Source organism: Weissella thailandensis, from assembly GCF_005405465.1.
Lineage (GTDB): Bacteria > Bacillota > Bacilli > Lactobacillales > Lactobacillaceae > Weissella > Weissella thailandensis.
In genome coordinates, this window is record NZ_BJEC01000006.1 from 48,848 (window position 1) to 69,856 (window position 21,009).

Below are 21,009 nucleotides of genomic sequence, written 5' to 3' on the forward strand. Positions count from 1 at the left end.
TGACGTATGCGTCAAGGAGAATAGAATTTTGGCAAAACGCGAAAACATCCGCAATATTGCAATTATTGCTCACGTCGATCACGGAAAGACAACGTTGGTTAACGAATTATTAAAGCAGTCTGATACGCTAGACATGCGTACAGAACTAGGCGACCGTGCGATGGACACAAACGATCTAGAAAAAGAACGTGGTATCACAATCTTGTCAAAGAATACGGCTGTCAAGGTTGGAGACAAGCAAATCAACATCATGGATACCCCAGGACACGCTGACTTCGGTGGTGAAGTTGAGCGTATTATGGGAATGGTTGATGGTGTTTTGCTTGTGGTTGATGCCTTTGAAGGTACAATGCCACAAACTCGTTTTGTTTTGAAGAAAGCCTTTGAACAAAACTTGACACCAATCGTTATTGTCAACAAGGTTGACCGTCCAGGTGCTCGTCCATCAGAAGTTGTTGATGAGGTTTTGGACTTGTTTATCGAGCTTGGTGCCGATGAAGAACAATTGGACTTCCCAGTTATCTATGCTTCAGCTATGAATGGAACATCATCATATGAGCCAGAAGTTGAAACACAAGAGCACACTATGGAACCTGTCTTTAAGACTGTCTTTGAGACAATTCCTGCTCCTGCTGATACTGCTGACGAACCACTACAATTCCAAGTTTCACTACTAGACTACAATGACTTTGTGGGTCGTATTGGAATTGGTCGTGTGTTTAATGGAAGAATCAAAGTCGGTGATTCAGTGGCCGTTATGAAGGTCGATGGATCAGTGAAGAACTTCCGTGTAACAAAGTTATTTGGTTACATTGGATTGGATCGTATTGAGATCGAAGAAGCTCAAGCTGGTGATTTGATTGCTATTTCAGGAATGGAAGACATCTCTGTTGGTGAGACAGTTGTTGACCCTGCACATCCTGAAGCATTACCATTACTTCGTATTGATGAGCCAACTTTGCAAATGACTTTCCGTATCAATGATTCACCATTTGCCGGACGTGAAGGTAAGTTTGTGACGGCTCGTCAGATTCAAGACCGTTTGAATCGTGAATTACATACTGATGTGTCATTGCGAGTTGCTGAAACTGATGAAGCCGGTGTTTGGTTGGTCTCAGGACGTGGTGAGTTACACTTATCAATCTTAATTGAAAACTTGCGTCGTGAAGGATTTGAACTTCAAGTTTCACGTCCAAAGGTTATTATGAAGGAAATTGATGGCGTACAGTCAGAGCCATTTGAGGCCGTTCAAATCGATACACCTGATGAGTATTCTGGAGCAGTGATTGATTCATTGAACCAACGTAAGGGTGAAATGCGTAATATGGAACCAACTGGTACAGGAACTACACGTTTGGACTTCCTTGTACCTTCACGTGGTTTGATTGGTTATTCAACTGAGTTTATGTCATTGACTCGTGGATATGGTATCTACAACCACACATATGAGGCATATGGTCCGGTTGTTAAGAACTGGAACCCTGGTCGTCGTAATGGAACACTTGTTTCAATTAACCAAGGCCAAGCCACAACGTATGCAATCATGGGTGTTGAAGATCGTGGAACGATGTTCATCCATCCTACTGATGACATTTATGAAGGTATGGTTGTTGGTATGAATAGCCGTGACAATGACATTTCAGTTAATGTTACTAAGGCTAAGAACCAAACTAACGTGCGTTCATCTAACAAGGACCAAACAGCTTCAATCAAGACGCCACGTGATATGACGCTTGAAGAATCAATGGAATTCTTGGATGATGATGAATACGCTGAGGTAACGCCAGAAAACGTTCGTATTCGTAAGCAAATTTTGAATACAAGTGAGCGTGAAAAGGCTGCTAGGCGTCGCAAGATGTCAACACAAGGTTAATATAAAAAATTATTTTTAATAAAACGGTTGTTGCCCAATTATGGGGAACAACCGTTTTTGTTATTTATGCTGAAAAATAAAATAATCTGCCTTAAGAATAAGGTATTCAGGTAATTAGATGTGATAAAATGGAAAAAGCTATTTATAAAAGGAGCTCAATGATATGGAAGCAATAGATACTCATCAGCATAGTGGTGGGAAAAAACATCTGGGCTTAATGGGACGAATAAAAAATAAGTTTCGTTATTTAGATTTATGGTTATTAATACCAATTATCGCCATAATGATTTTTGGCGATGCAATGGTTTACACCGCAAGTACCAATATGGCTATTGGGTCTGCTAGTAGCTTTCTAATTAAACAAGCTGTATTTGGTCTCATGAGCTTAATCATCATGCTGGTTATTTTTGCATTGAAAATTAATTGGCAATCAAAATTTGTGATTCGATCTATTTTGGGTATTAATGTTATTTTGCTGATAAGCTTGGCATATACACTGTTATTCGGTCAAGTCACTTCAGGAGCAAAGGGTTGGATTTATATTGGCTCTTTTGGTATTCAACCAGTTGAGTATTTTAAGATCAGTATGATTTTATATATTGCTCATCGTTTTTCTAGAAAGAAACCAGATAAAAATAGTTGGTTTCCTAAAATTAAAATGCAGGATTTGTTGATTCCTTTTGCAGGAATGACACTAGTCTTTTTGATGCCTGATTTTGGTGGAATTGTTATTTTATTGTTAATCTTTTTGATTGTTCTAATGATGGCTGGAGTTAGAATGCGCAGTCTTTTAACTTTAGTAGGACTTGTTTTAGCATCTTATGTTGCAATTCCGTTTTCATTACCATTATTAGGAAAATTACCATTTTTCCAGTATCAAATTGCTCGATTTGAAGCGTATGTTAATCCATGGGTGGCTGGTGATTCTGGTCATCAATTAATTAATTCATATTATGCTATTAGCAATGGTGGTTTGTTTGGCCGTGGCTTAGGAAATAGTATTCAAAAAACGGGTTATTTACCGGAACCAAATACGGATTTTATTATGGCAGTAGTTGGTGAAGAACTTGGTGCAATTACAATTTGGGCTGTTCTAATCGTATTTGCTGTTATCATTTGCCGACTGATAGTCATGGGGATTCGTGCACGACATATGCAACAAAGACTAGTACTCTATGGTATTGGGACATACGTTGTTGTCCAGATATTGATCAATCTAGGTGGTGTCGTTGGTATTCTACCGATTACAGGGGTAACATTCCCGTTAGTTTCTTATGGTGGATCTTCTTTGATTTCTTGGGGAATAACATTTGGTGTGGCTCTAAATATTGTTGGCCAGATAAAATACAGTACTGAGTTAGAAGAGGTGAATTAAATGACATTTGTTGTAAAGCCAAGGCGCAGCGTCATTGTCTATTTAAAAAATGTTCGGCAGGCACGCCAGTTACGTCGTTTTGGTGTTGTTAATTATATATCTGATAAAATGAAATATGCAGTTATTTATATGGATGAAGATGATATTGAAACAAAGACAAAGCTAATTGAAAGATTGGGCTTCGTCTCTTCTGTTAGTTTGTCACACTGGCCTGAAGTTGATACCACTGTGGGTAGTGATGGTGAATCATTTGAATTGATGATTGACCCCGATGAATTATCAGATGAACCAATTGATGAAGAGGAATTGTGATGCGGATAGTAAGTGGTGATTTTGGTGGACGACCTTTAAAAGCTGTTCCAGGTAATGCAACGAGACCAACAACTGACAAAGTCAAAGAAGCGCTGTTTAATATGATTGATCCCTATTTTGATGGTGGCCGTTCTTTGGATCTATATGCAGGGTCAGGTGGATTAAGCATCGAAGGTGTGTCTAGAGGAATTGATGAGGCCGTTTTAGTTGATAGACAATATGCTGCAATCAAAACGATCAAAGAAAATATTGCTGTAACAAAACAGCCAGAGAAATTTCATGTGATTAAAAGTACTGCTGAAGCAGCCATTCATCGATTACAAAACACGATACCCTTTGATATTTTGTATTTTGATCCACCATATGCAAAGCAAACAATCGTTAAGGATCTTGAAGCGTTGGTTAACGCGAATCTTGTTGCAGCACAAGCCTTAGTCGTAGCAGAAACAGACCAATTCGCTGATTTACCAGAAATTTTACCCGGCTTTGAGCTAATTAAGCAGAAAGATTATGGCATTACGGTAATTACTTTATATCGTTACACAGGGAGGTAAAATATGGTAAAAGCATTATTTCCAGGTAGTTTTGATCCATTTACGAACGGCCACTTGGATATTGCCCGTCGTGCAGCAGGACTTTTTGATGAGGTTATTATTGGCGTTGGTACCAATTTGAGTAAGCATTATCTTTTTCAAACTTCTGAAAAGATTGCGCTAATTGAACAAGCAACTGCTCATTTAAAGAATGTGTCAGTTGTTGAGATGTCTGGTTTAACCGTAGATTTCATGACAAAGATTGATGCAAATGTATTAATTCGGGGTCTCAGAAACGAAAAAGATTACCAATATGAGCGAGATATTGCGCAGATGAATCAGGAATTAGGCGATGTTGAAACTGTATTTCTCTTAGCTAAACCAGATCATCAATTCTTATCGAGCTCGTTACTAAAAGAGGTGGCTAGCACTGGTACGGATATTTCAAAATATGTACCTAACAATATAGAAAAAGCTTTGAATGAAAAGTTAGGTAAATAATATGGGAACAAAAAAAGTAAATAAGAAGTATAAACGTTTAAAAATAGTTGGGATAATTAGTCTGGTTTTGGTTTTAATTGGGTTAGTTGTGCCATTACCACTATATGCGGAATCACCGGGCGAGGCAGATGATTTAAAATCATATATTAAAATAGATGGTAAAAAGCCCAAGGCTGACGGGAAATACATGATTACTGCCGTTTATTTGTCTAAAGTGAACGGACTGGGCGCAATCATTGCTGCTCTTAATCCAACGACAACATTGATGACTAGTCGTGAGGCCAATGGTGGTTCAAGTGCATCGGATAGTCAAGCCATTAATAAAATATATATGAATTCAGCTGTAAATGAGGCTAAAGCAGTTGCTTACAAAGAAGCAAAAGTACCTTATAAAAGGACGTTTAACGGTATTTACGTGATGTCTGTTCAGGAAAATTCGAATTTTAAGAATAAGCTACGTGTCGGTGATACGGTGACCGCTGTTGATAATAAACAATTTAGCTCTGCTAAAGGTTTTCAAAAGTATATTCGATCAAATAAAGTTGGAACCTCGATGACGATTACTTATAAGCAGAATGACAAACCTAAAACCGCTACGGGTAAGTCAGTGGCTTTAACTGGTACAAAAAAGCTGCCAGGTATTGGTATTGCTTTGACTGATTCAGTTGACGTTTCCTCACCACGTCAAATTTCAGCAAACATGGGAGAAATCAGTGGTCCTTCTGGTGGCTTGATGTTTGCCTTGCAGATGTATGATGGTCTGGCTTCAGAAAATTTGGCTAATGGTCGTAAGATTGCGGGAACTGGTACCATTGATAAAAATGGTCGTGTCGGTGAAATTGGCGGCATTGATAAAAAGGTTATTGTTGCTCATGATGCTGGGGCTAAAGTATTCTTTGCACCTTATATTAAACCGACTAAGCAAAATCTGAAATATGAACCTGATGGTAAAACAAATTATCAAGAAGCCGTTAAGGCGGCTAAAAAATATGCACCTAATATGAAAGTAGTACCAGTTAAAACATTTTCAGATGCACTAACATATTTACGCGCTCACTAAATTAGAAGTAGTTGCATATACGGTACACATAAAATATAAAAATAAATAAAAAAATGTCGCTATGATAACACATTTGCATGTGTTGATAGTGACTTTTTTTATTTAAAAAAATATTTTATATACGGTTTATAACATAAATAAAAATACTATATAAATGAATTGTCAACTTGTTCATAATATCACAAGGCTCTTTTGTAGGATAGGCAAATAGTGATATAATGAAACATGTAGAAAGATGCAAGCGCTTTCTTGGAGGGGGACATATGTATTGAGGTATATTAATTATTTAGGCACAGATGCCTACCAGAATATTGCTATGGATAGTTGGTTGTTATACAACCTTAAGCCAAAAGAGCCAGTATTCACACTATGGCAGAATAAAAAAGCTGTCATTGTGGGACAAAATCAAAACACTTTTGGGGAAGTTAATCAGGAGTATGTTGATCAAGAGGGGGTGCAAGTTGTTCGCCGAATGTCAGGTGGTGGCGCTGTCTACCACGACTTAGGGAATATTTGTTTCACGTTCTATGTGCCAGTTGAAAGTAGTAGTGAGGTCAACTTTAAACAATTCGTTGAGCCAATGTATGACGCACTACACGCAATTGGTATTGATGCCAAGATTACTGGTCGAAATGACTTAGAAGTAGATGGTAAGAAAGTCTCAGGTAATGCACAACGTTACGCAGGTGGTTATCTTATGCACCACGGTACGTTGATGTGGGACACTGACGTAGAGGCCATGGTTCGGTCGTTAAATGTTGCCGATGAAAAATTCATTTCAAAGGCAGCAAAGTCCGTGCGTGCACGGGTAGGTAACATTAAGAACTATGCGCCAGAAGGTCAAACTTTAGAAGACTTTATGGAAGCTTTACGTTACTATCTGACCGACGAGGGGAAAGATGGTGAATTGGTACTGACCGATGAGCAAATCGCTGACATTAAACGTTGGCGTGACGAGCGGTTCTCAACTTGGGACTGGAATTATGGTAAGAGTCCTGTGTTTGATTTCACGAATCACGCGAAATATGATGGCGGTAGTGTTGACGTTAAAGCGAATGTTAAGGAAGGTAAAATCCAAGATATTGATTTTACAGGGGATTTCTTAGGTGTTCGTGATTGGCGTGAAATTAAAGATAAGTTCATTGGTCAGGTATTCTCACCTGAGGCAATCCTTAAAGTCTTGAATTCTAATTCGGATGGCCAATACTTTGGTGGTATTACCAACGATGAGTTAGCGGTATTGTTTACTGGAGACAGTGATAAGTAGAAAGGGGCTACATGCAATGGCAAGTATCGCAGATGCAAACAAGAAGGTTTTAGATTTTGATGAGCAACTAGAAGCGCAAGATGAATTTTTTCCAACATTAAAACTGTTGGATAATGATGGAAAATTGTTGGATAAGGCAGCTTACAAGCGTTCTGAATTAACAGATGAAGATCTAGTTGAAATTATGAAGAAAATGTTATTCAGTCGTCAACTAGATATTCGTTCAACGAAATTAGCTAAGCAAGGTCGTTTTGGATTCTTCGCACCAACTGCTGGACAAGAAGCTTCACAAATGGCTTCAGCTTATGCTTTCGGTAAGGAAGATTGGCTATTTCCAGGATATCGTGATATTCCTGAAATTGTTGATAAGGGATGGCCAGTATGGAAGGCGATTCTTTGGTCACGTGGCCATGCTAAAGGAAATGAATTTACTACAGAAGATGGCGAACCAGTTAACTCATGGATGCCACAAATCATTATTGGTGCACAATATGTTGAAGCAGCTGGTGTTGCCTTAGGCTTGAAGAAGCGTAAGGAAGATGCTGTTGCCTATGCATACACAGGTGATGGTGGAACTTCACAAGGAGACTTCTATGAAGGTGTGAACTTCGCTTCAGCTTACAAGGCAAACGCTGTGTTCTTCGTACAAAATAATGGTTACGCTATTTCAACGCCTCGTGAGTTGCAAACAGCTGCACCACATTTGGCAGCTAAGGGTTGGGGATCAGGTATTCCTAGTTTAGTTGTTGATGGAATGGATCCATTGGCAATGTACTTGGCAGCTAAAGAAGCTCGTGCTTGGGCTGCTGCTGGTAATGGTCCTGTTTTGATTGAGACATTGACTAACCGTTTGGAGCCACACTCAACAGCCGGTGATGATCCACTACGTTATCGTACTAAGGAAGACATTGCTGAGTGGTGGAAGAAAGAGCCATTGATTCGTATGCGTAAGTTTATGAGTGAAAAGGGTATCTGGAACGACGAGAAGGAAGATGACTATATTGCTGAAGTAGATAGTTATATCGATGATCAAATTAAGATTGCTGATAACATTGACAAGCAAAAGATCTCTGATTTCCTAAAGAATACTTTGGAAGTTCCAGGACAAGTAATGAAGGAACAAATTGAGCACTTCGAGAGCGAGGGTAAGTAATTATGGCTAATAAAACATATATTGCAGCAATTCAGGATGCTTTAGATTTAGCTTTGGACAAAGATGAGAACACCCTAATTTTTGGTGAAGATGTTGGAGAAAATGGTGGTGTGTTCCGTGCTACTGATGGTTTGCAAGCAAAGTATAGTGAGGATCGCGTATTCAATACGCCTTTGGCAGAATCAGGAATTGGTGGTTTAGCTATTGGATTAGCAGCCACTGGTTATCGACCAATCATGGAAATTCAATTCTTTGGTTTCTTATTCGAAGTAATGGATTCAATTGCTGGTCAAATGTCACGTGCACGTTTCCGTTTCAATGGTACACGTAATATGCCAATTGTTGTTCGTTCACCATATGGTGGTGGTACTAAGACACCTGAAATGCACGCGGATAATTTGGAGGGTATTGTGGCACAAGTTCCCGGACTTCGTGTTGTTATGCCAGCTAACCCAGCTGATGCAAAAGGTTTGCTATTAAGTTCAATTGAATCTGATGATCCGGTTGTTTACTTAGAGAATTTGCATTTGTACCGTTCAATGAAGGGTGAAGTTGCTGATGGTTATTATACAACACCATTGGATAAAGCAGCGATTGCTCGTGAAGGTTCTGATGTAACCATCGTTTCATATGGTGGTGCGGTGCCTGTATCCTTAAAGGCTGCTGATGAGCTAGCCAAGGAAGGCATTGAAGCAGAAGTTGTTGATCTTCGTACGGTGTCACCAATTGACATTGAAACAATTGGCGAATCGGTTAAGAAGACAGGTCGTGTTGTTGTGGTACAAGAAGCACAACGTATGGCTGGAGTTGCAGCTACCGTGATGGCTGAGATTTCAGAACGCTTTATCTTGAGTTTGAAAGCACCAATTGGCCGTGTAGCTGCACCTGATACAGTATACCCATTCGCTCAAGCAGAAAATGATTGGATGATGAAGGCTGATGACGTTGTTGCTAAGGCCAAGGAGGTTGTGAACTATGACTGAGATTTTTACGATGCCTGATATCGGTGAAGGAATGGCCGAAGGGGATATCACAAACTGGTTAGTTAAGGTTGGTGATACAGTTAAGGTTGATGATTCTGTTGCTGAAGTGCAAAACGATAAGTTAGTTCAAGAAATTGTGTCACCATACGCCGGAACTGTTACAAAGTTGTTCGTGGACCCTGATACAACGGTCGAAGTCGGTGATCCATTGATTGAGTTTGATGGTGATGGTAGTGGTACTGGAGCTGGTGAAGCAGCCCCTGCACCAAAGGAGGAAGAGACACCTGCTGATGAGCCAGAAACTTCTGACGCACCTGCAGCTCCTGCTGGTAATGTTGTTGCAACCAATGGACAAATCTTAGCCATGCCATCAGTGCGTCACTACGCATTTGAAAAGAACATTGATTTGTCACAGGTTCCTGCATCAGGACGTCATGGTCACATTACAATGACTGATGTGACTGAATTTACTGGGGCACCAGCAGCGCCTGAAGCACCAACACCTGAACCACAAGCAGCACCTGTTGCACCTGAGGCTAGTGTTCCCGATGAGAAGCCAGCAACAGAAAAGAAGGTTGAAGTAGCTGATACGAAGTCAGGACGGCAACCAATGTCTGGTGTTCGTAAGGCAATTGCAAACGCAATGTCTGTACAGAATTCAACAATTCCTACAGTTACCAACTTTGATAGTGTTGAAGTGTCAAAGCTTGTTGCTCACCGCTCAAACTTCAAGGAGCCAGCTAAAGAGCAAGGTGTTAAGTTGACTTACTTAGCTTATGCGGTAAAGGCATTGGCTGCTGTTGGTAAGAAGTTCCCTGAAATCAATGCTTCTATCGATATGGATAGTCATGAAGTTATTTACCACGATACGGTTAATGTTGGTGTGGCTGTTAATGCACCTTCAGGATTGTACGTACCAGTTGTTGCCCATGCTGAGAGTAAGTCGATTATGACAATTGCCACTGAAATTGCTGACTTAGCTAGTGCTGTCCGTGAGGGAACGATTAAGCCTGCCCAAATGCAAGGGGCAACGATTACAATTTCTAACTTAGGTTCAGCTCGTGGTACCTGGTTCACACCGATTATTAATGGTAAAGAATCAGCTATTCTAGGCTTAGGTTCAATTTTGAAGGAACCAATCGTTGATGAAAATGGTGAATTGGCTGTTGGACAAAACATGAAGCTATCACTAAGTTATGACCACCGTTTGATTGATGGTATGTTAGGTCAACAATCAATGAATTACTTAAAGAAATTGTTGGCTGATCCTAGCTATATGTTGATGGAGGTATAGAAAATGGTTGTTGGAGCAGAAGCGACTGATGTTGGTACAGTTATCATTGGTTCAGGGCCTGGAGGATATGTTGCAGCTATTCGTGCTGCCGAACTAGGTCAAGATGTAACTTTGATTGAACGAGACGATATTGGTGGAGTTTGTTTAAACATTGGCTGTATTCCATCAAAGGCTTTAATAAATGTTGGTCATCATTATCGTGACAGTCAAGAGGAGAATCCCTTTGGTTTGTCCATGACTGGTAAGTTAGACTGGGATAAAGCGCAAGATTGGAAGCAACATAAAGTTGTTGATCAATTGACTGGTGGTGTTGCAATGTTGTTGAAGAAACATCACGTGCAAATTATCAAAGGTAAAGCAACATTCAATGATAATGAAACATTAAATGTGGTTCAAGAAGATGGTCACCAGTTATTGCGTTTTGAAAATGCCATTGTGGCTGCTGGCTCACGTCCAGTAGAAATTCCTAGTTTGAAATTTGGTGGTCGTATCGTTGATTCAACTGGTGTGTTGAGTTTACCAGAAGTACCTGAACACCTCATCGTTGTTGGTGGTGGTGTCATTGGTTCTGAACTTGGTGGTGCTTATTCAAACTTGGGATCGAAGGTAACCATTGTTGAAGGGTTAGATCATACATTGAATGGCTTCGACAAGGAAATGACAAAGCCTGTTTTGAATGACTTTAAGAAGCATGGTGGTGAAATTGTAACTTCAGCTATGGCTAAAGGTGCAACACAGACCGACAAAGATGTTACATTGACTTATGAAGTTGATGGCAAGGAACAAACAGTGACAGGTGATTACTTGTTAGTTTCAGTTGGTCGTCGTGCTAACTCGGATACATTAGGACTAAATAATACAGATGTTAAAGTCGGTGATCATGGCTTGATTGAAGTGGATAACCAAATGAAGACCAGTGTGTCACATATCTATGCAATTGGTGATATTGTTGCTGGACCTGCTTTGGCCCATAAAGCAAGCTTTGAAGGTAAAGTTGCCGCAGCTGCCATTAGTGGCGCAAGCAATGCACATGACCTTCACTATTCACTACCAGCTGTTGCTTATACGCAATATGAATTAGCAACAACTGGTGAAACACCAGAATCAGTTAAGGCAAAGGACTTAAACGCTAAAATTAGTAAGTTCCCATTTGCTGGTAATGGACGTGCCTTAGCAATGGATGCGGGCGTGGGCTTTATTCGTCTGATTACTGATAAGGATAGTAATGCCATGTTGGGTGCACAAATTGTCGGACCGTCAGCATCTGACTTGATTTCTGAACTTTCATTAGCGATTGAAAATGGCTTAACATCTGAAGATATTTCGTTAACGATCCACCCACACCCAACTTTGGGTGAGGCTATTATGGATGCTGCCGAAGTGGCAGATGGTCTAGGTATTCATGTATAATAGATTAAAATAACGATGTAGAGGTGGGTAGGCAATGTCTTTCTTTAAAACAAATGACGGTGTGCGATTACATTATCAATTCGATGGTAACAGTGATCATCCAGTCGTCGTCTTTCTCGGTGGCTATACAAGTATGATAACCACGTGGGTAGCGCAAGTCGAAGCATTTAAAGCTGCGGGCTTTCGCGTACTGCGTTTTGAGTATCGTAATCATGGTCAGAGTGAACAGACGGACAAAAGCTTACGTATTTCTCGGTTAGCGATGGATTTGGCCAATTTATTGGATTACTTACATGTAAACCAATTTACCTTGATTGGCCATTCAATGGGAGCGATGGTTGCCAGTCAGTATATTTCACTATTTGGTGATCGCCAAGTAAATGTTATTGTGACTGAAGATCAGACACCCAAAATGTTGAACGAAGATGGCTGGCAATATGGTGTTAAAGATTCCTCCTTTGCCCGTATTAGTCAAATTTCTGATAGTTTCCCGACGACAAAACTAGTTAAACAAGCCATTCCAAAAGAGCTGAAACGTCAAGTCTCAGACGGTTATGTGCCGTTTGACTTTGAAAAAAATCGCCCATTGATGATTGATGGGATTGTCCAAGATTGGCGTGATGTTGTTCGTCATGAACGGATACCACATCTATTTTTGGCGGGTGGTGCATCCCCAATGTACCCAGTAGATCATGCAAAGCATGCCCTTGAGCTACAAGGGATTACAGGTTCGGCAATGCACGTCTTTGACGGCGCAGGTCACATCCCACATTTGGAATTTCCGGATGAATTTAACCAGGTTGTGTTAGGGTTTATAAAAAAATTTAATTAAGCATGTCTTTGGTAACGCAACTGTTCACGATGTGTATAGTTAAAAATAAGATGTTTAGGTTATAAAGTCTAGACATCTTTTTTTATGCTTCATTGAATAAATTAAAAAACAATTAGACAAATGAGAAAGTGCATGCTATTATAATAACACTATTAAAATTAAACCGTTCACAAAGGGGAATTAGGTATGAGAAAATTTGGAAAAGTTGCCGCAGTTGCTGCGTCAGTGACAATGGTTGGGAGTGTTGCGTTACCAGCAGTTTCGGCATCGGCAGCGTCTACAGGTAAGAAAATTAATTGGTCAGAAGTTGCGGCATTACCAACCATGGATCCAGCCAAATCTACAGATACTGTATCGGCAGATGCATTGGGTGCCACGAGTTTGCCTTTGGTGCAGTTTGGTAAGGGCGGCAAACTTGAAAATGAAGCAGCAAAGAGTTATGAAAAGTCAGATGATGGTCTAACTTACACTTTCCACTTACGTTCTGGATTAAAGTGGGAAAATGGGGATGATTTGACAGCAAAAGATTTCGTCTATGGCTGGCAACGTTCAATAGACCCTAAAACAGCTTCAGAATATGCTTATTTGTTAGATAGTGTTAAAAATGCAAAGGCTATTCAGAATTAGGTATCGAAGCAGTTGACGATCAGACTTTGAAGGTGACTTTGGAATCTCCTGCATCATATTTCTTACAAGAATTAACAATGCCTGTGTTCTTCCCAGAGAACCAAAAATTTGTGGAAGAAAAGGGAAACAAGTTTGGAACTTCAGCTGCCAACTATTTGTCAGCGGGGCCTTATAAATTTAAAGGCTGGTCAGGTTCAAATAATAAGTATTCGTATGTAAAGAATAATAAATACTATGATGCGGATAAGGTCAAAACTAAGAAAATTGCTGTGCAAACCATTAAGGACCAAAATACTGGTTATAACTTGTATCAAGGAAAGAAACTTGATTTTACACCATTGTCGCCAGATCAGGTGAAGGCTTCAAAGAGCAAGAAGGGTTATAAGGAGATTAAGTCTGGTGCAACACAAGCCTTGCAAATGAATCAAGAAAAGGTACCTGAATTCAAGAATACTAAGATTCGTCAAGCCATTTCTTATGCTGTCAACCGTAAGGCATTATCAAATCAAATTGTTACTGGGTCAGCTATTCCGGCAACTACCTATACACCTAAAGGCTTAGTAAAGAATCCTAATAATAACAAGGATTTTGCAACCGATGCTGAAGTAAAGGGGGCAGTTGGCTATGATAAGAAGAAGGCAGCTAAGTTGTTCAAGGCTGGCCTTAAGGAAGTTGATAAGTCAAAGCTATCGGTTCAATTGTTAACTGACGATGATGATACCTCAAAGCGTGTTGCCCAATTCTTACAAGAACAATTAGAAAAGAATTTGGACGGTATGGATGTTTCAATTAAAACAGTCCCAAAGAAGCAACGTTTGAAGTTGAGTACTGATGGTGATTTCCAAATGCTAAACTTTGGTTGGTTGGCTGATTATCCTGATGCCTCATCATTCTTAGATTTGTATAAGGCTGATGCATCATACAATTATGGTAAGTGGCAGAATGAAGACTACAATGCCGCTTTGGAGAGTGCTGAAGGTAAAAATGCTAATGACAAGAAGGCACAATATGCTGACTTCAAGAAGGCCGAACAAATTCTTGAGAAGGAAGCAGGTGTTGCACCTTTGTACTACCGTTCAACGGCGTCATTATTGAATCCTAAAGTTAAGGGTGTTGTGGCCAATCCAACTGGCGCACCATTTAACTTTAAGTATGCTGTTAAACACTAAACTAAATAATTTATAGTAACGCAACAGGCTGGAGCATAGTAAATGTTCCGGCCTGTTTTGTTCTTTAAATCCATTAACGCCTTTTAATTAATGTTAAAATAAATAGAAATATCATATATGAACAATGACGATTCTCAATTAAGTAAAGAAGGGGACAATGAAAATAACAATTATGGGTGGAACAGGTTATATTGGTCAGGGAATTCTATCTGCGCTCGTCCAGGATAGAAATAATTACGAACTGACTAGTTTATCTCGTTCTGGTGCCCAAAATCATACAAACTTAGTCGATTCTGTGACTTATTTGGCTGTTGATTTGACTAAACCAGGTCATTGGCAGACGGTCATTGATAATTCAGATGTTGTCGTTGATTGTGTGGGAATCTTTTTACCTAGTAAACGGAAAAATACGAGTTATCAGAAAAACAGTATTGATCCTGCAAAAACGGTTATTGACGAGTTAATGGCCAAGACAACGCAAACGAGGTTTGTCTTTATTGCTGCTAATAATGCACCATGGCCGCTTAAAAATTATATGAAAGCAAAAGAAGAGGTTATTGATTACGGTGTCGAAAAGTTGGATAATCGATTTGTAGCTGTTTATCCTGGAATGGTGTACGATAAACAACGTATGCTTAATTTCATTCCAGGCGTATTATTACATTTCGCCATCTATGGATTACATTTGAATTTTTTGAAAAAATATCGTCCAGTTAAACGCCAAAAGTTTAATCAGGAAATGCTTAAAATTATTAATCAACAATCCAGTGTTTTGACAAACAAAATATCATAATTACTTATAGGAGAGAAAAAGTTGATCACTTTAAAATCAAACAGAGAAATTTCAGGTATGGCACACTCTGGTAAAATTCTAGCGGGTGCCCATCTTGCATTACGAGATAAAATATATGTTGGCATGGATACTTGGGAAATTGAGGAAATTGTTAACCAATATATTCTTGATCATGATGCAAAACCTTCAGAAAAGGGCTTTGAAGGATATAAATATGCCACTTGCATTAGCATTAATGATGAAGTAGCACACGCAACACCACGTAAAGGATTAAAATTAAAAAATCATGATGTTGTGACAGTGGACTTTTGTGTTAATTGGCATGGTTATGAAAGTGATTCTGCTTGGACCTACGTTGTTGGTGAAAGTACACCCGAAATCGATCACTTAATGGATGTGACTCACACGGCTTTGTACTTAGCAATCGATCAAGCGCAAGTTGGTAATCGTTTAGGTGATATTGGTTTTGCCATTCAAGACTATGTGGAAAATGAAAACCATATGGGTGACGTCCGTGATTTGATTGGTCATGGTATTGGTCCAACGATGCATGAAAAGCCAGATGTGTTCCATTATGGGGTCGCACATAAAGGATTACGCCTAAAAGCTGGTATGGTCATTACCATTGAGCCGATGGTCAATGCAGGTGGTGACTGGGAAATTAATACTGAAATCGTTCCCGAAACTGGATGGGAGTATTATGTCTCAGGAGATGGTAGCTTGTCAGCACAGTATGAGCATACAATTGCGATTACGAATGACGGACCTAAAATTTTGACATCCCAAGATCCAGTTGGCGATGCCAAGTATTTATGGCAAGATTAATCATTTTGAATAATTAGCACAAAAAGGCAACCCGATTTATTAAAAAACGGGTTGCCTTTTTTGTGCATATTCTTGATTATTAAAATCTTAAGCTGTTACAGCAACTAATGGGTCACCGTTTTTGACCTGGTTAGTTTCGATCGGTTCAACGTTGGCGAAGTCTGCGGTATTCGTAATTGCCATAATTAGCGTTGGATCATACCCAGCGTCAGCAATTTTTTCAATGTCAAAACTACCTAATGGTTCACCTGCAGTAACATGTTGACCTTGTGAAACTTTAGCATCAAAATATTGTCCTCTTAAATTAACAGTATCAATTCCTAGATGAATTAAAATCTCTGCACCATTATCTGATTTAATACCATAAGCATGTTTGGTTTCATAAGCAACTGTTATTGTCCCAGAAATCGGTGCGTATATGGTTGTATCACTTGGTACGATTGCGGCACCATTACCCATTAATTTAGAAGAGAATACTTGGTCATTGACGTCTTCTAATTTAATTGCTGTACCAGAAACGGGTGCGTTAACAATTTCATCAGCTAAGTTAGTCTTGATTGATGCATTAGTAGCTGGTTTAGCATCATCGTTTTTGTTACCACCATCGATGATAGCAAACTTCGCTGCATTTTTCTTACCGTACAGATAGGTCAGGGTAAAGGCAATCACAAATGAAATCACTTCACATAACAGATATGCGGGAATTGACTTTGCGTTAATTGATAAGAAGCCTAGGAATCCTGCTGATCCAAGTGATACCGCAATGACGTGCATTAAGCCAGCGAATGCCGCTGCCACACCGGAACCAATCAAAGCGCAAAAGAATGGAAACTTATATTTTAGATTAACCCCAAACAACGCCGGTTCAGTAATTCCCAATAGGGCAGATACAGTGGCAGAAGAAGATAATCCTTTCATCTTTTTATTTTTTGTCAACGCAAATACACCAAATGTTGCAGCTCCTTGAGCAACGTTTGCCATCGAAGCGACAACGAATATAAAGTCACCATAACCACTGTGATTTTGTGTGAACGCCGTAACTAATTGTGTTTCAATAGCAGGAAAACTTTGATGAAGCCCGGTTAATACGATCGGCGAGTATAACAGTCCAAAAATCCCTGTTCCCACAAAACCTAATGTTTGATAGATAAAGACAATCCCATTAGTAACACCATCTGAAAGTAGGCGCATGACTGGTCCGACGATAACAAATGTTAGAAAACCAGTTACCATTAATGAAATTAAAGGTGTAAAAGTAAAGTCAACTGCAGATGGTAATCTTTTATGTAAGTATTTTTCAATTAACGACAAAATATAAACGGCAGCTAGGACAGGAATAACTTGATAATAGTAGTTATTTTGTGAAACAGTTAAACCGAAAATGTCCCATGATTGATTGGCTATTAAATCTGGTGACACCATGATCATAGCTAAAGCTGCACCTAGGTATTGGTTAGCACCAAAACGTTTGGCGGCTGAAATACCGACTAAGATGGGCATGAATATGAAGGGAGCAGCTGACATGACTTGAATCATCGCTGAGAATCCCTTAATAATTGGGAAACTTTCTACTAGAGCTTTTGGCCCAAATAAGTCAGGTGAAGTTAGAAAGTTATTTAATGCCATTAGCAGACCACCAGCTACTAAGGCTGGAATGATTGGCACAAAAATATCAGATAGTAATTTAATAAAAGCCATGATTGGATTTTTCTTTTTACCATCTTGAGTGACATTTTTAAGCTCTTCAGTTGAAACTGGCGTAACATTTGCAATATTTATTAATTCGTCATAGACATTATTAACATCCCCAGGACCAATAATAATTTGATATTGACCATTTGTTTTGAATGTTCCTTTAACATCATCATTATTATCTAGAGCATCTTGATTTAGTTTACTTTCATCTTTGATAACTAATCGTAGTCGTGTTGCACAATGTGCAGCAGCAGCAAAATTGTCCTTACCAACCGCTGAGACAATCTCATTAGCGACTTTTTTATGATCCATTTGTCTACTCCTTATTTTTGAAAGCGTTTTCTTTATAATTACACTTATTAGGATACCTTATTTTTGTTTTATGTCAATCGTTTGACATAAACTTTAATGATTTAATTTTTTTAAATTATTTATCAGTCTTTCGTTATGTTAAACGTTTGACATATTGTGTTGCATATTTTATCTTAGAAGTGATAATTTTCTAATTTAGTAACCATTTCCAATTTAATAGGGGATTAATTCATATGATTTGGACGAGAGAAAAAAGATACCAACCTTACAGCGCATATTCAAAAGTAGATAAAGAAAATTTAGCAGAACAAGTATCATCGTCAGTGTACAAGCCAGCGTTTCATATACATCCAACTTCAGGATTACTGAATGATCCTAATGGATTTTCTTATTTTAATGGTCAATGGCATATATTTTATCAGGCTTTTCCTTTTGGACCAGTCCATGGTCTAAAATCGTGGGTTCATTGTGTTTCAGATGATTTAGTCCAGTGGCATAATTTAGGTATCGCATTAAAACCGGGCGACCGCTATGATTCACATGGTGCCTATTCTGGATCAGCCCAAGTAATCAAGGATCGATTATTCCTGATGTACACGGGAAATGTACGAAATAAAAATTGGCAGCGTCATAGTTATCAGATTGGTGCTTGGATGGATGAAAATAACCAAATTACAAAAGTAAACCAACTACTTATTGAAGCGCCTGATTATGTGACTGAGCATTTTAGAGACCCACAATTGTTAAAAGTAAATGATGACTATTTCGCTTTAATTGGTGCGCAGGATAAACAAAATTTACGTGGTGAATTTTCATTATATAAAACTCAGGATTTAAAAAATTGGGAAGATATGGGATACATACAACATAATCTTGGTGATTTGGGATATATGGTTGAGTGTCCAAATTTAGTTTATGTTGACGAAAAACCTGTGCTAATTTTTTGTCCACAAGGATTACCGCAGAATGTTTTGCCAACAGAAAATATTTATCCGAACGTCTATACGATCGGTAGTCAGCTAGATTTTAAAACTGGTACTTGGTATTCAGATACATCGATGCTAAATCAACTAGACAATGGCTTTGATGTTTATGCCAGTCAAGCATTTAATGCACCAGATGGACAGGCATATTTGATAAGTTGGATTGGGCTACCTGAAATAAGCTATCCAACGGATAAAGAAAATTGGGCGCATTGCCTGAGTTTAGTAAAACGACTAAAAGTAGTCGATGACAAACTTTATCAAATACCAGTCACTGCTATGTCTACTTTGGCTGTTGTAGAACAAACATTACCCCAAAATCAACGCGTATTAGTTACTGATGCCAAGCAACAATATGAGTTGCGCTTAGATTTGGCACCTGATCAAACAGGTAATTTATTACTAGTTAGTGATGGCAGCAGTAATCATGCGCTACAATTAAAATTTGATACAAATAATGACGGTTATTTAATTGTTGACCGATCAAATGTAGGGGAGCAATTTGCAACTGAATATGGTGAAACACGCCAAGTGAATGTCACTTCACATCACAAACTGTCACTAGATATCTTTGTTGATCATTCAATTTGTGAGATTTTTATAAATGGTGGTGAGCAAGTGATGACATTACGTTTCTTTGCACCACAAGCACAAACAATGATTGCGTTTTCTGAACAAAATAAGCTAAAATATTCAGGTAGTTATATTGCATTAAGCGGTATGGAATAGCTAAATTATTAGAAATTTATATTGAAGAAAAAAAGGATGTGTCATTGTGAAACCAAAGTTATCTGATGTTGCTGAAGAAGCCGGTGTATCACCAACAACTGTCTCTCGTGTTATTAACAATCACGGTTATTTGAGCGCGACGACAAAACAAAAAGTTTATGATGCAATGGCGACATTGAACTATCAGCCAAATTCTTTAGCAAGATCTTTGAAAGGGAAAAAGACGCATATCATTGGTCTTATTTTTCCTGGTATTACAAATCCTTTTTTTGCAGAATTAATTGAAAAATTAGAAAAGCAGTTATTCTTGCAAGGATATAAGGTTATTTTGTGTAATTCTGCGGATGATGTTGACAAAGAGCGGAACTATTTACAAATGTTAATTGCTAACCAAGTTGACGGTATTATCACGGGTGCGCACAATTTAGGCATTAAAGAATATCAAAATACAAATTTGCCAATTGTGGCTTTTGATCGGCGTTACATATCCGGGATGCCAACAATCAGTAGCGATAACTTGCAGGGGGGGATTTTGGCAACAAATACCCTATATAAAGCAGGTGCAAAAAATATTTACTTTATGGGAAATCCAAACCAAAAAGGTAACCCAACTGATCGGCGTTTGCAAGGGTATCAACAACAAATGGCTAAATTAGGCTTGGAAAATCATGTTTTTCCAATTTTCTTTGATGAAACCCCAAAAATCAAGCAAGTTTCTATTCAACAATTTTTAAAGAAAAATCACGTCGACGGTATTATTTGTAGTGATGATTTAACGGCTATTCTGGTATTACAAACTGCCCGTGCGCTGAATATTAAAGTGCCAAATGATTTAAAAATAGTTGGCTATGATGGTACTGAGTTTGTTCAAACATACTTTCCTGAACTGACGACGGTGGTACAGCCAATGGATGATATCGTTATGATGCTTGTTGAAAGTTTGATTAATCGTATAACAAATCGTGAAGATAAACTTGAAGAGAGTGATTTTATTTTACCGGTCTCTTTATATCACGGTGGCACAGTGTAAATTTGATAGACAAATACAGTTTTGAAATGAAGTGTTTTTTATTTTCAAAACTGTATTTTTTTGTGCAAAAATTAGTCAGCCAATCTATTCCTAACATGATAATCTAAGAAAACCTCAGACATATTAGGGTACTGTCAGATAAGAAAAATAATCAAGAATTGTCTAAAACCTAAAAAAAACCTGACTAGTCTAGAAATGCTTGCCTATGCATAGTTAGCCAAGACCTGACTAGTCTAGTTATACAAAGCTTGGT

19 protein-coding genes are annotated in these 21,009 nt (G+C 38.7%); 18 read left to right on the top strand and 1 reads right to left on the bottom strand.

The window, feature by feature from the left end; genetic code table 11:
- Positions 1-28 precede the first annotated feature (28 nt).
- The 16 genes from typA (at position 29) to map (ending at position 16,007) form a co-directional block, all read left to right on the top strand.
- Positions 29-1,873, top strand: coding sequence for a translational GTPase TypA (gene typA, locus FFM62_RS03705; protein WP_115470804.1), 1,845 nt, complete (start codon positions 29-31; stop codon positions 1,871-1,873).
- Positions 1,874-2,036: 163 nt separating this feature from the next.
- Positions 2,037-3,248: an FtsW/RodA/SpoVE family cell cycle protein gene (locus FFM62_RS03710; RefSeq protein ID WP_115470805.1), complete on the top strand. Its 1,212-nt coding sequence runs from the start codon at positions 2,037-2,039 to the stop codon at positions 3,246-3,248.
- A complete protein-coding gene (locus tag FFM62_RS03715; protein ID WP_115470806.1) occupies positions 3,249-3,560 on the top strand; it encodes a YlbG family protein in 312 nt (103 codons plus the stop codon).
- Positions 3,560-4,114 carry a 16S rRNA (guanine(966)-N(2))-methyltransferase RsmD gene (gene rsmD / locus FFM62_RS03720; protein WP_115470807.1) on the top strand — a complete coding sequence of 185 codons (555 nt, stop codon included), beginning with the start codon at positions 3,560-3,562 and terminating at the stop codon, positions 4,112-4,114. The genes FFM62_RS03715 and rsmD overlap by 1 nt, the downstream gene beginning before the upstream one ends.
- A gap of 3 nt (positions 4,115-4,117) precedes the next feature.
- Positions 4,118-4,594 (top strand): pantetheine-phosphate adenylyltransferase, encoded by a 477-nt coding sequence (gene coaD, locus FFM62_RS03725; protein WP_115470808.1) that lies wholly within the window; start codon positions 4,118-4,120, stop codon positions 4,592-4,594.
- A gap of 1 nt (position 4,595) precedes the next feature.
- A complete protein-coding gene (locus tag FFM62_RS03730) occupies positions 4,596-5,654 on the top strand; it encodes a SepM family pheromone-processing serine protease (protein ID WP_115470809.1) in 1,059 nt (352 codons plus the stop codon).
- Between the two features lie 268 nt (positions 5,655-5,922).
- Positions 5,923-6,921 (top strand): lipoate--protein ligase, encoded by a 999-nt coding sequence (lplA, locus tag FFM62_RS03735; RefSeq protein ID WP_115470810.1) that lies wholly within the window; start codon positions 5,923-5,925, stop codon positions 6,919-6,921.
- 16 nt (positions 6,922-6,937) lie between these two features.
- Positions 6,938-8,074 (top strand): thiamine pyrophosphate-dependent dehydrogenase E1 component subunit alpha, encoded by a 1,137-nt coding sequence (locus tag FFM62_RS03740; RefSeq protein ID WP_115470811.1) that lies wholly within the window; start codon positions 6,938-6,940, stop codon positions 8,072-8,074.
- A gap of 2 nt (positions 8,075-8,076) precedes the next feature.
- A complete protein-coding gene (locus FFM62_RS03745; RefSeq protein ID WP_115470812.1) occupies positions 8,077-9,057 on the top strand; it encodes an alpha-ketoacid dehydrogenase subunit beta in 981 nt (326 codons plus the stop codon).
- The gene (locus FFM62_RS03750) at positions 9,050-10,351 is read left to right on the top strand and encodes a 2-oxo acid dehydrogenase subunit E2 (protein ID WP_115470813.1); all 1,302 of its coding nucleotides are present in this window, start codon (positions 9,050-9,052) and stop codon (positions 10,349-10,351) included. The genes FFM62_RS03745 and FFM62_RS03750 overlap by 8 nt, the downstream gene beginning before the upstream one ends.
- A 3-nt stretch (positions 10,352-10,354) precedes the next feature.
- Positions 10,355-11,761: a dihydrolipoyl dehydrogenase gene (gene lpdA, locus FFM62_RS03755; protein WP_115470814.1), complete on the top strand. Its 1,407-nt coding sequence runs from the start codon at positions 10,355-10,357 to the stop codon at positions 11,759-11,761.
- Between the two features lie 34 nt (positions 11,762-11,795).
- Positions 11,796-12,593 (top strand): alpha/beta fold hydrolase, encoded by a 798-nt coding sequence (locus FFM62_RS03760; RefSeq protein WP_115470815.1) that lies wholly within the window; start codon positions 11,796-11,798, stop codon positions 12,591-12,593.
- Between the two features lie 186 nt (positions 12,594-12,779).
- Positions 12,780-13,220 (top strand): ABC transporter substrate-binding protein, encoded by a 441-nt coding sequence (locus FFM62_RS10440; protein ID WP_307722225.1) that lies wholly within the window; start codon positions 12,780-12,782, stop codon positions 13,218-13,220.
- A 38-nt stretch (positions 13,221-13,258) separates the two neighbouring features.
- Entirely contained in the window at positions 13,259-14,389 is a 1,131-nt protein-coding gene (locus tag FFM62_RS03765; RefSeq protein ID WP_307722226.1) for a peptide ABC transporter substrate-binding protein, read from the top strand.
- 157 nt (positions 14,390-14,546) lie between these two features.
- Positions 14,547-15,182, top strand: coding sequence for an NAD(P)H-binding protein (locus tag FFM62_RS03770; RefSeq protein WP_115470816.1), 636 nt, complete (start codon positions 14,547-14,549; stop codon positions 15,180-15,182).
- 21 nt (positions 15,183-15,203) lie between these two features.
- Complete coding sequence (gene map, locus FFM62_RS03775; RefSeq protein WP_115470817.1) at positions 15,204-16,007, top strand: type I methionyl aminopeptidase; 804 nt, start codon at positions 15,204-15,206, stop codon at positions 16,005-16,007.
- Positions 16,008-16,094: 87 nt separating this feature from the next.
- On the opposite strand, the gene FFM62_RS03780 is transcribed toward map, so the two are convergent.
- Positions 16,095-18,014: a sucrose-specific PTS transporter subunit IIBC gene (locus FFM62_RS03780; RefSeq protein WP_115470818.1), complete on the bottom strand. Its 1,920-nt coding sequence runs from the start codon at positions 18,012-18,014 to the stop codon at positions 16,095-16,097.
- 233 nt (positions 18,015-18,247) lie between these two features.
- Here FFM62_RS03780 and FFM62_RS03785 point away from each other — a divergent pair, with 233 nt between their 5' ends.
- Together FFM62_RS03785 and FFM62_RS03790 are read left to right on the top strand one after the other, a co-directional pair.
- Complete coding sequence (locus FFM62_RS03785; RefSeq protein WP_115470819.1) at positions 18,248-19,726, top strand: sucrose-6-phosphate hydrolase; 1,479 nt, start codon at positions 18,248-18,250, stop codon at positions 19,724-19,726.
- Positions 19,727-19,772: 46 nt separating this feature from the next.
- Positions 19,773-20,756 carry a LacI family DNA-binding transcriptional regulator gene (locus FFM62_RS03790; protein WP_115470820.1) on the top strand — a complete coding sequence of 328 codons (984 nt, stop codon included), beginning with the start codon at positions 19,773-19,775 and terminating at the stop codon, positions 20,754-20,756.
- Positions 20,757-21,009: the final 253 nt, after the last annotated feature.

What these genes read in the sequence shown, in the direction of transcription:
- FFM62_RS03710 (WP_115470805.1), top strand. Translation starts at nt 2,037, where the DNA reads ATGGAAGCAATAGATACTCATCAGCATAGTGGTGGGAAAAAACATCTG.
- FFM62_RS03715 (WP_115470806.1), top strand. Translation starts at nt 3,249, where the DNA reads ATGACATTTGTTGTAAAGCCAAGGCGCAGCGTCATTGTCTATTTAAAA.
- rsmD (WP_115470807.1), top strand. Translation starts at nt 3,560, where the DNA reads ATGCGGATAGTAAGTGGTGATTTTGGTGGACGACCTTTAAAAGCTGTT.
- coaD (WP_115470808.1), top strand. Translation starts at nt 4,118, where the DNA reads ATGGTAAAAGCATTATTTCCAGGTAGTTTTGATCCATTTACGAACGGC.
- FFM62_RS03730 (WP_115470809.1), top strand. Translation starts at nt 4,596, where the DNA reads ATGGGAACAAAAAAAGTAAATAAGAAGTATAAACGTTTAAAAATAGTT.
- FFM62_RS03740 (WP_115470811.1), top strand. Translation starts at nt 6,938, where the DNA reads ATGGCAAGTATCGCAGATGCAAACAAGAAGGTTTTAGATTTTGATGAG.
- FFM62_RS03745 (WP_115470812.1), top strand. Translation starts at nt 8,077, where the DNA reads ATGGCTAATAAAACATATATTGCAGCAATTCAGGATGCTTTAGATTTA.
- FFM62_RS03750 (WP_115470813.1), top strand. Translation starts at nt 9,050, where the DNA reads ATGACTGAGATTTTTACGATGCCTGATATCGGTGAAGGAATGGCCGAA.
- lpdA (WP_115470814.1), top strand. Translation starts at nt 10,355, where the DNA reads ATGGTTGTTGGAGCAGAAGCGACTGATGTTGGTACAGTTATCATTGGT.
- FFM62_RS03760 (WP_115470815.1), top strand. Translation starts at nt 11,796, where the DNA reads ATGTCTTTCTTTAAAACAAATGACGGTGTGCGATTACATTATCAATTC.
- FFM62_RS10440 (WP_307722225.1), top strand. Translation starts at nt 12,780, where the DNA reads ATGAGAAAATTTGGAAAAGTTGCCGCAGTTGCTGCGTCAGTGACAATG.
- FFM62_RS03770 (WP_115470816.1), top strand. Translation starts at nt 14,547, where the DNA reads ATGAAAATAACAATTATGGGTGGAACAGGTTATATTGGTCAGGGAATT.
- FFM62_RS03780 (WP_115470818.1), bottom strand. Translation starts at nt 18,014, where the DNA reads ATGGATCATAAAAAAGTCGCTAATGAGATTGTCTCAGCGGTTGGTAAG.
- FFM62_RS03785 (WP_115470819.1), top strand. Translation starts at nt 18,248, where the DNA reads ATGATTTGGACGAGAGAAAAAAGATACCAACCTTACAGCGCATATTCA.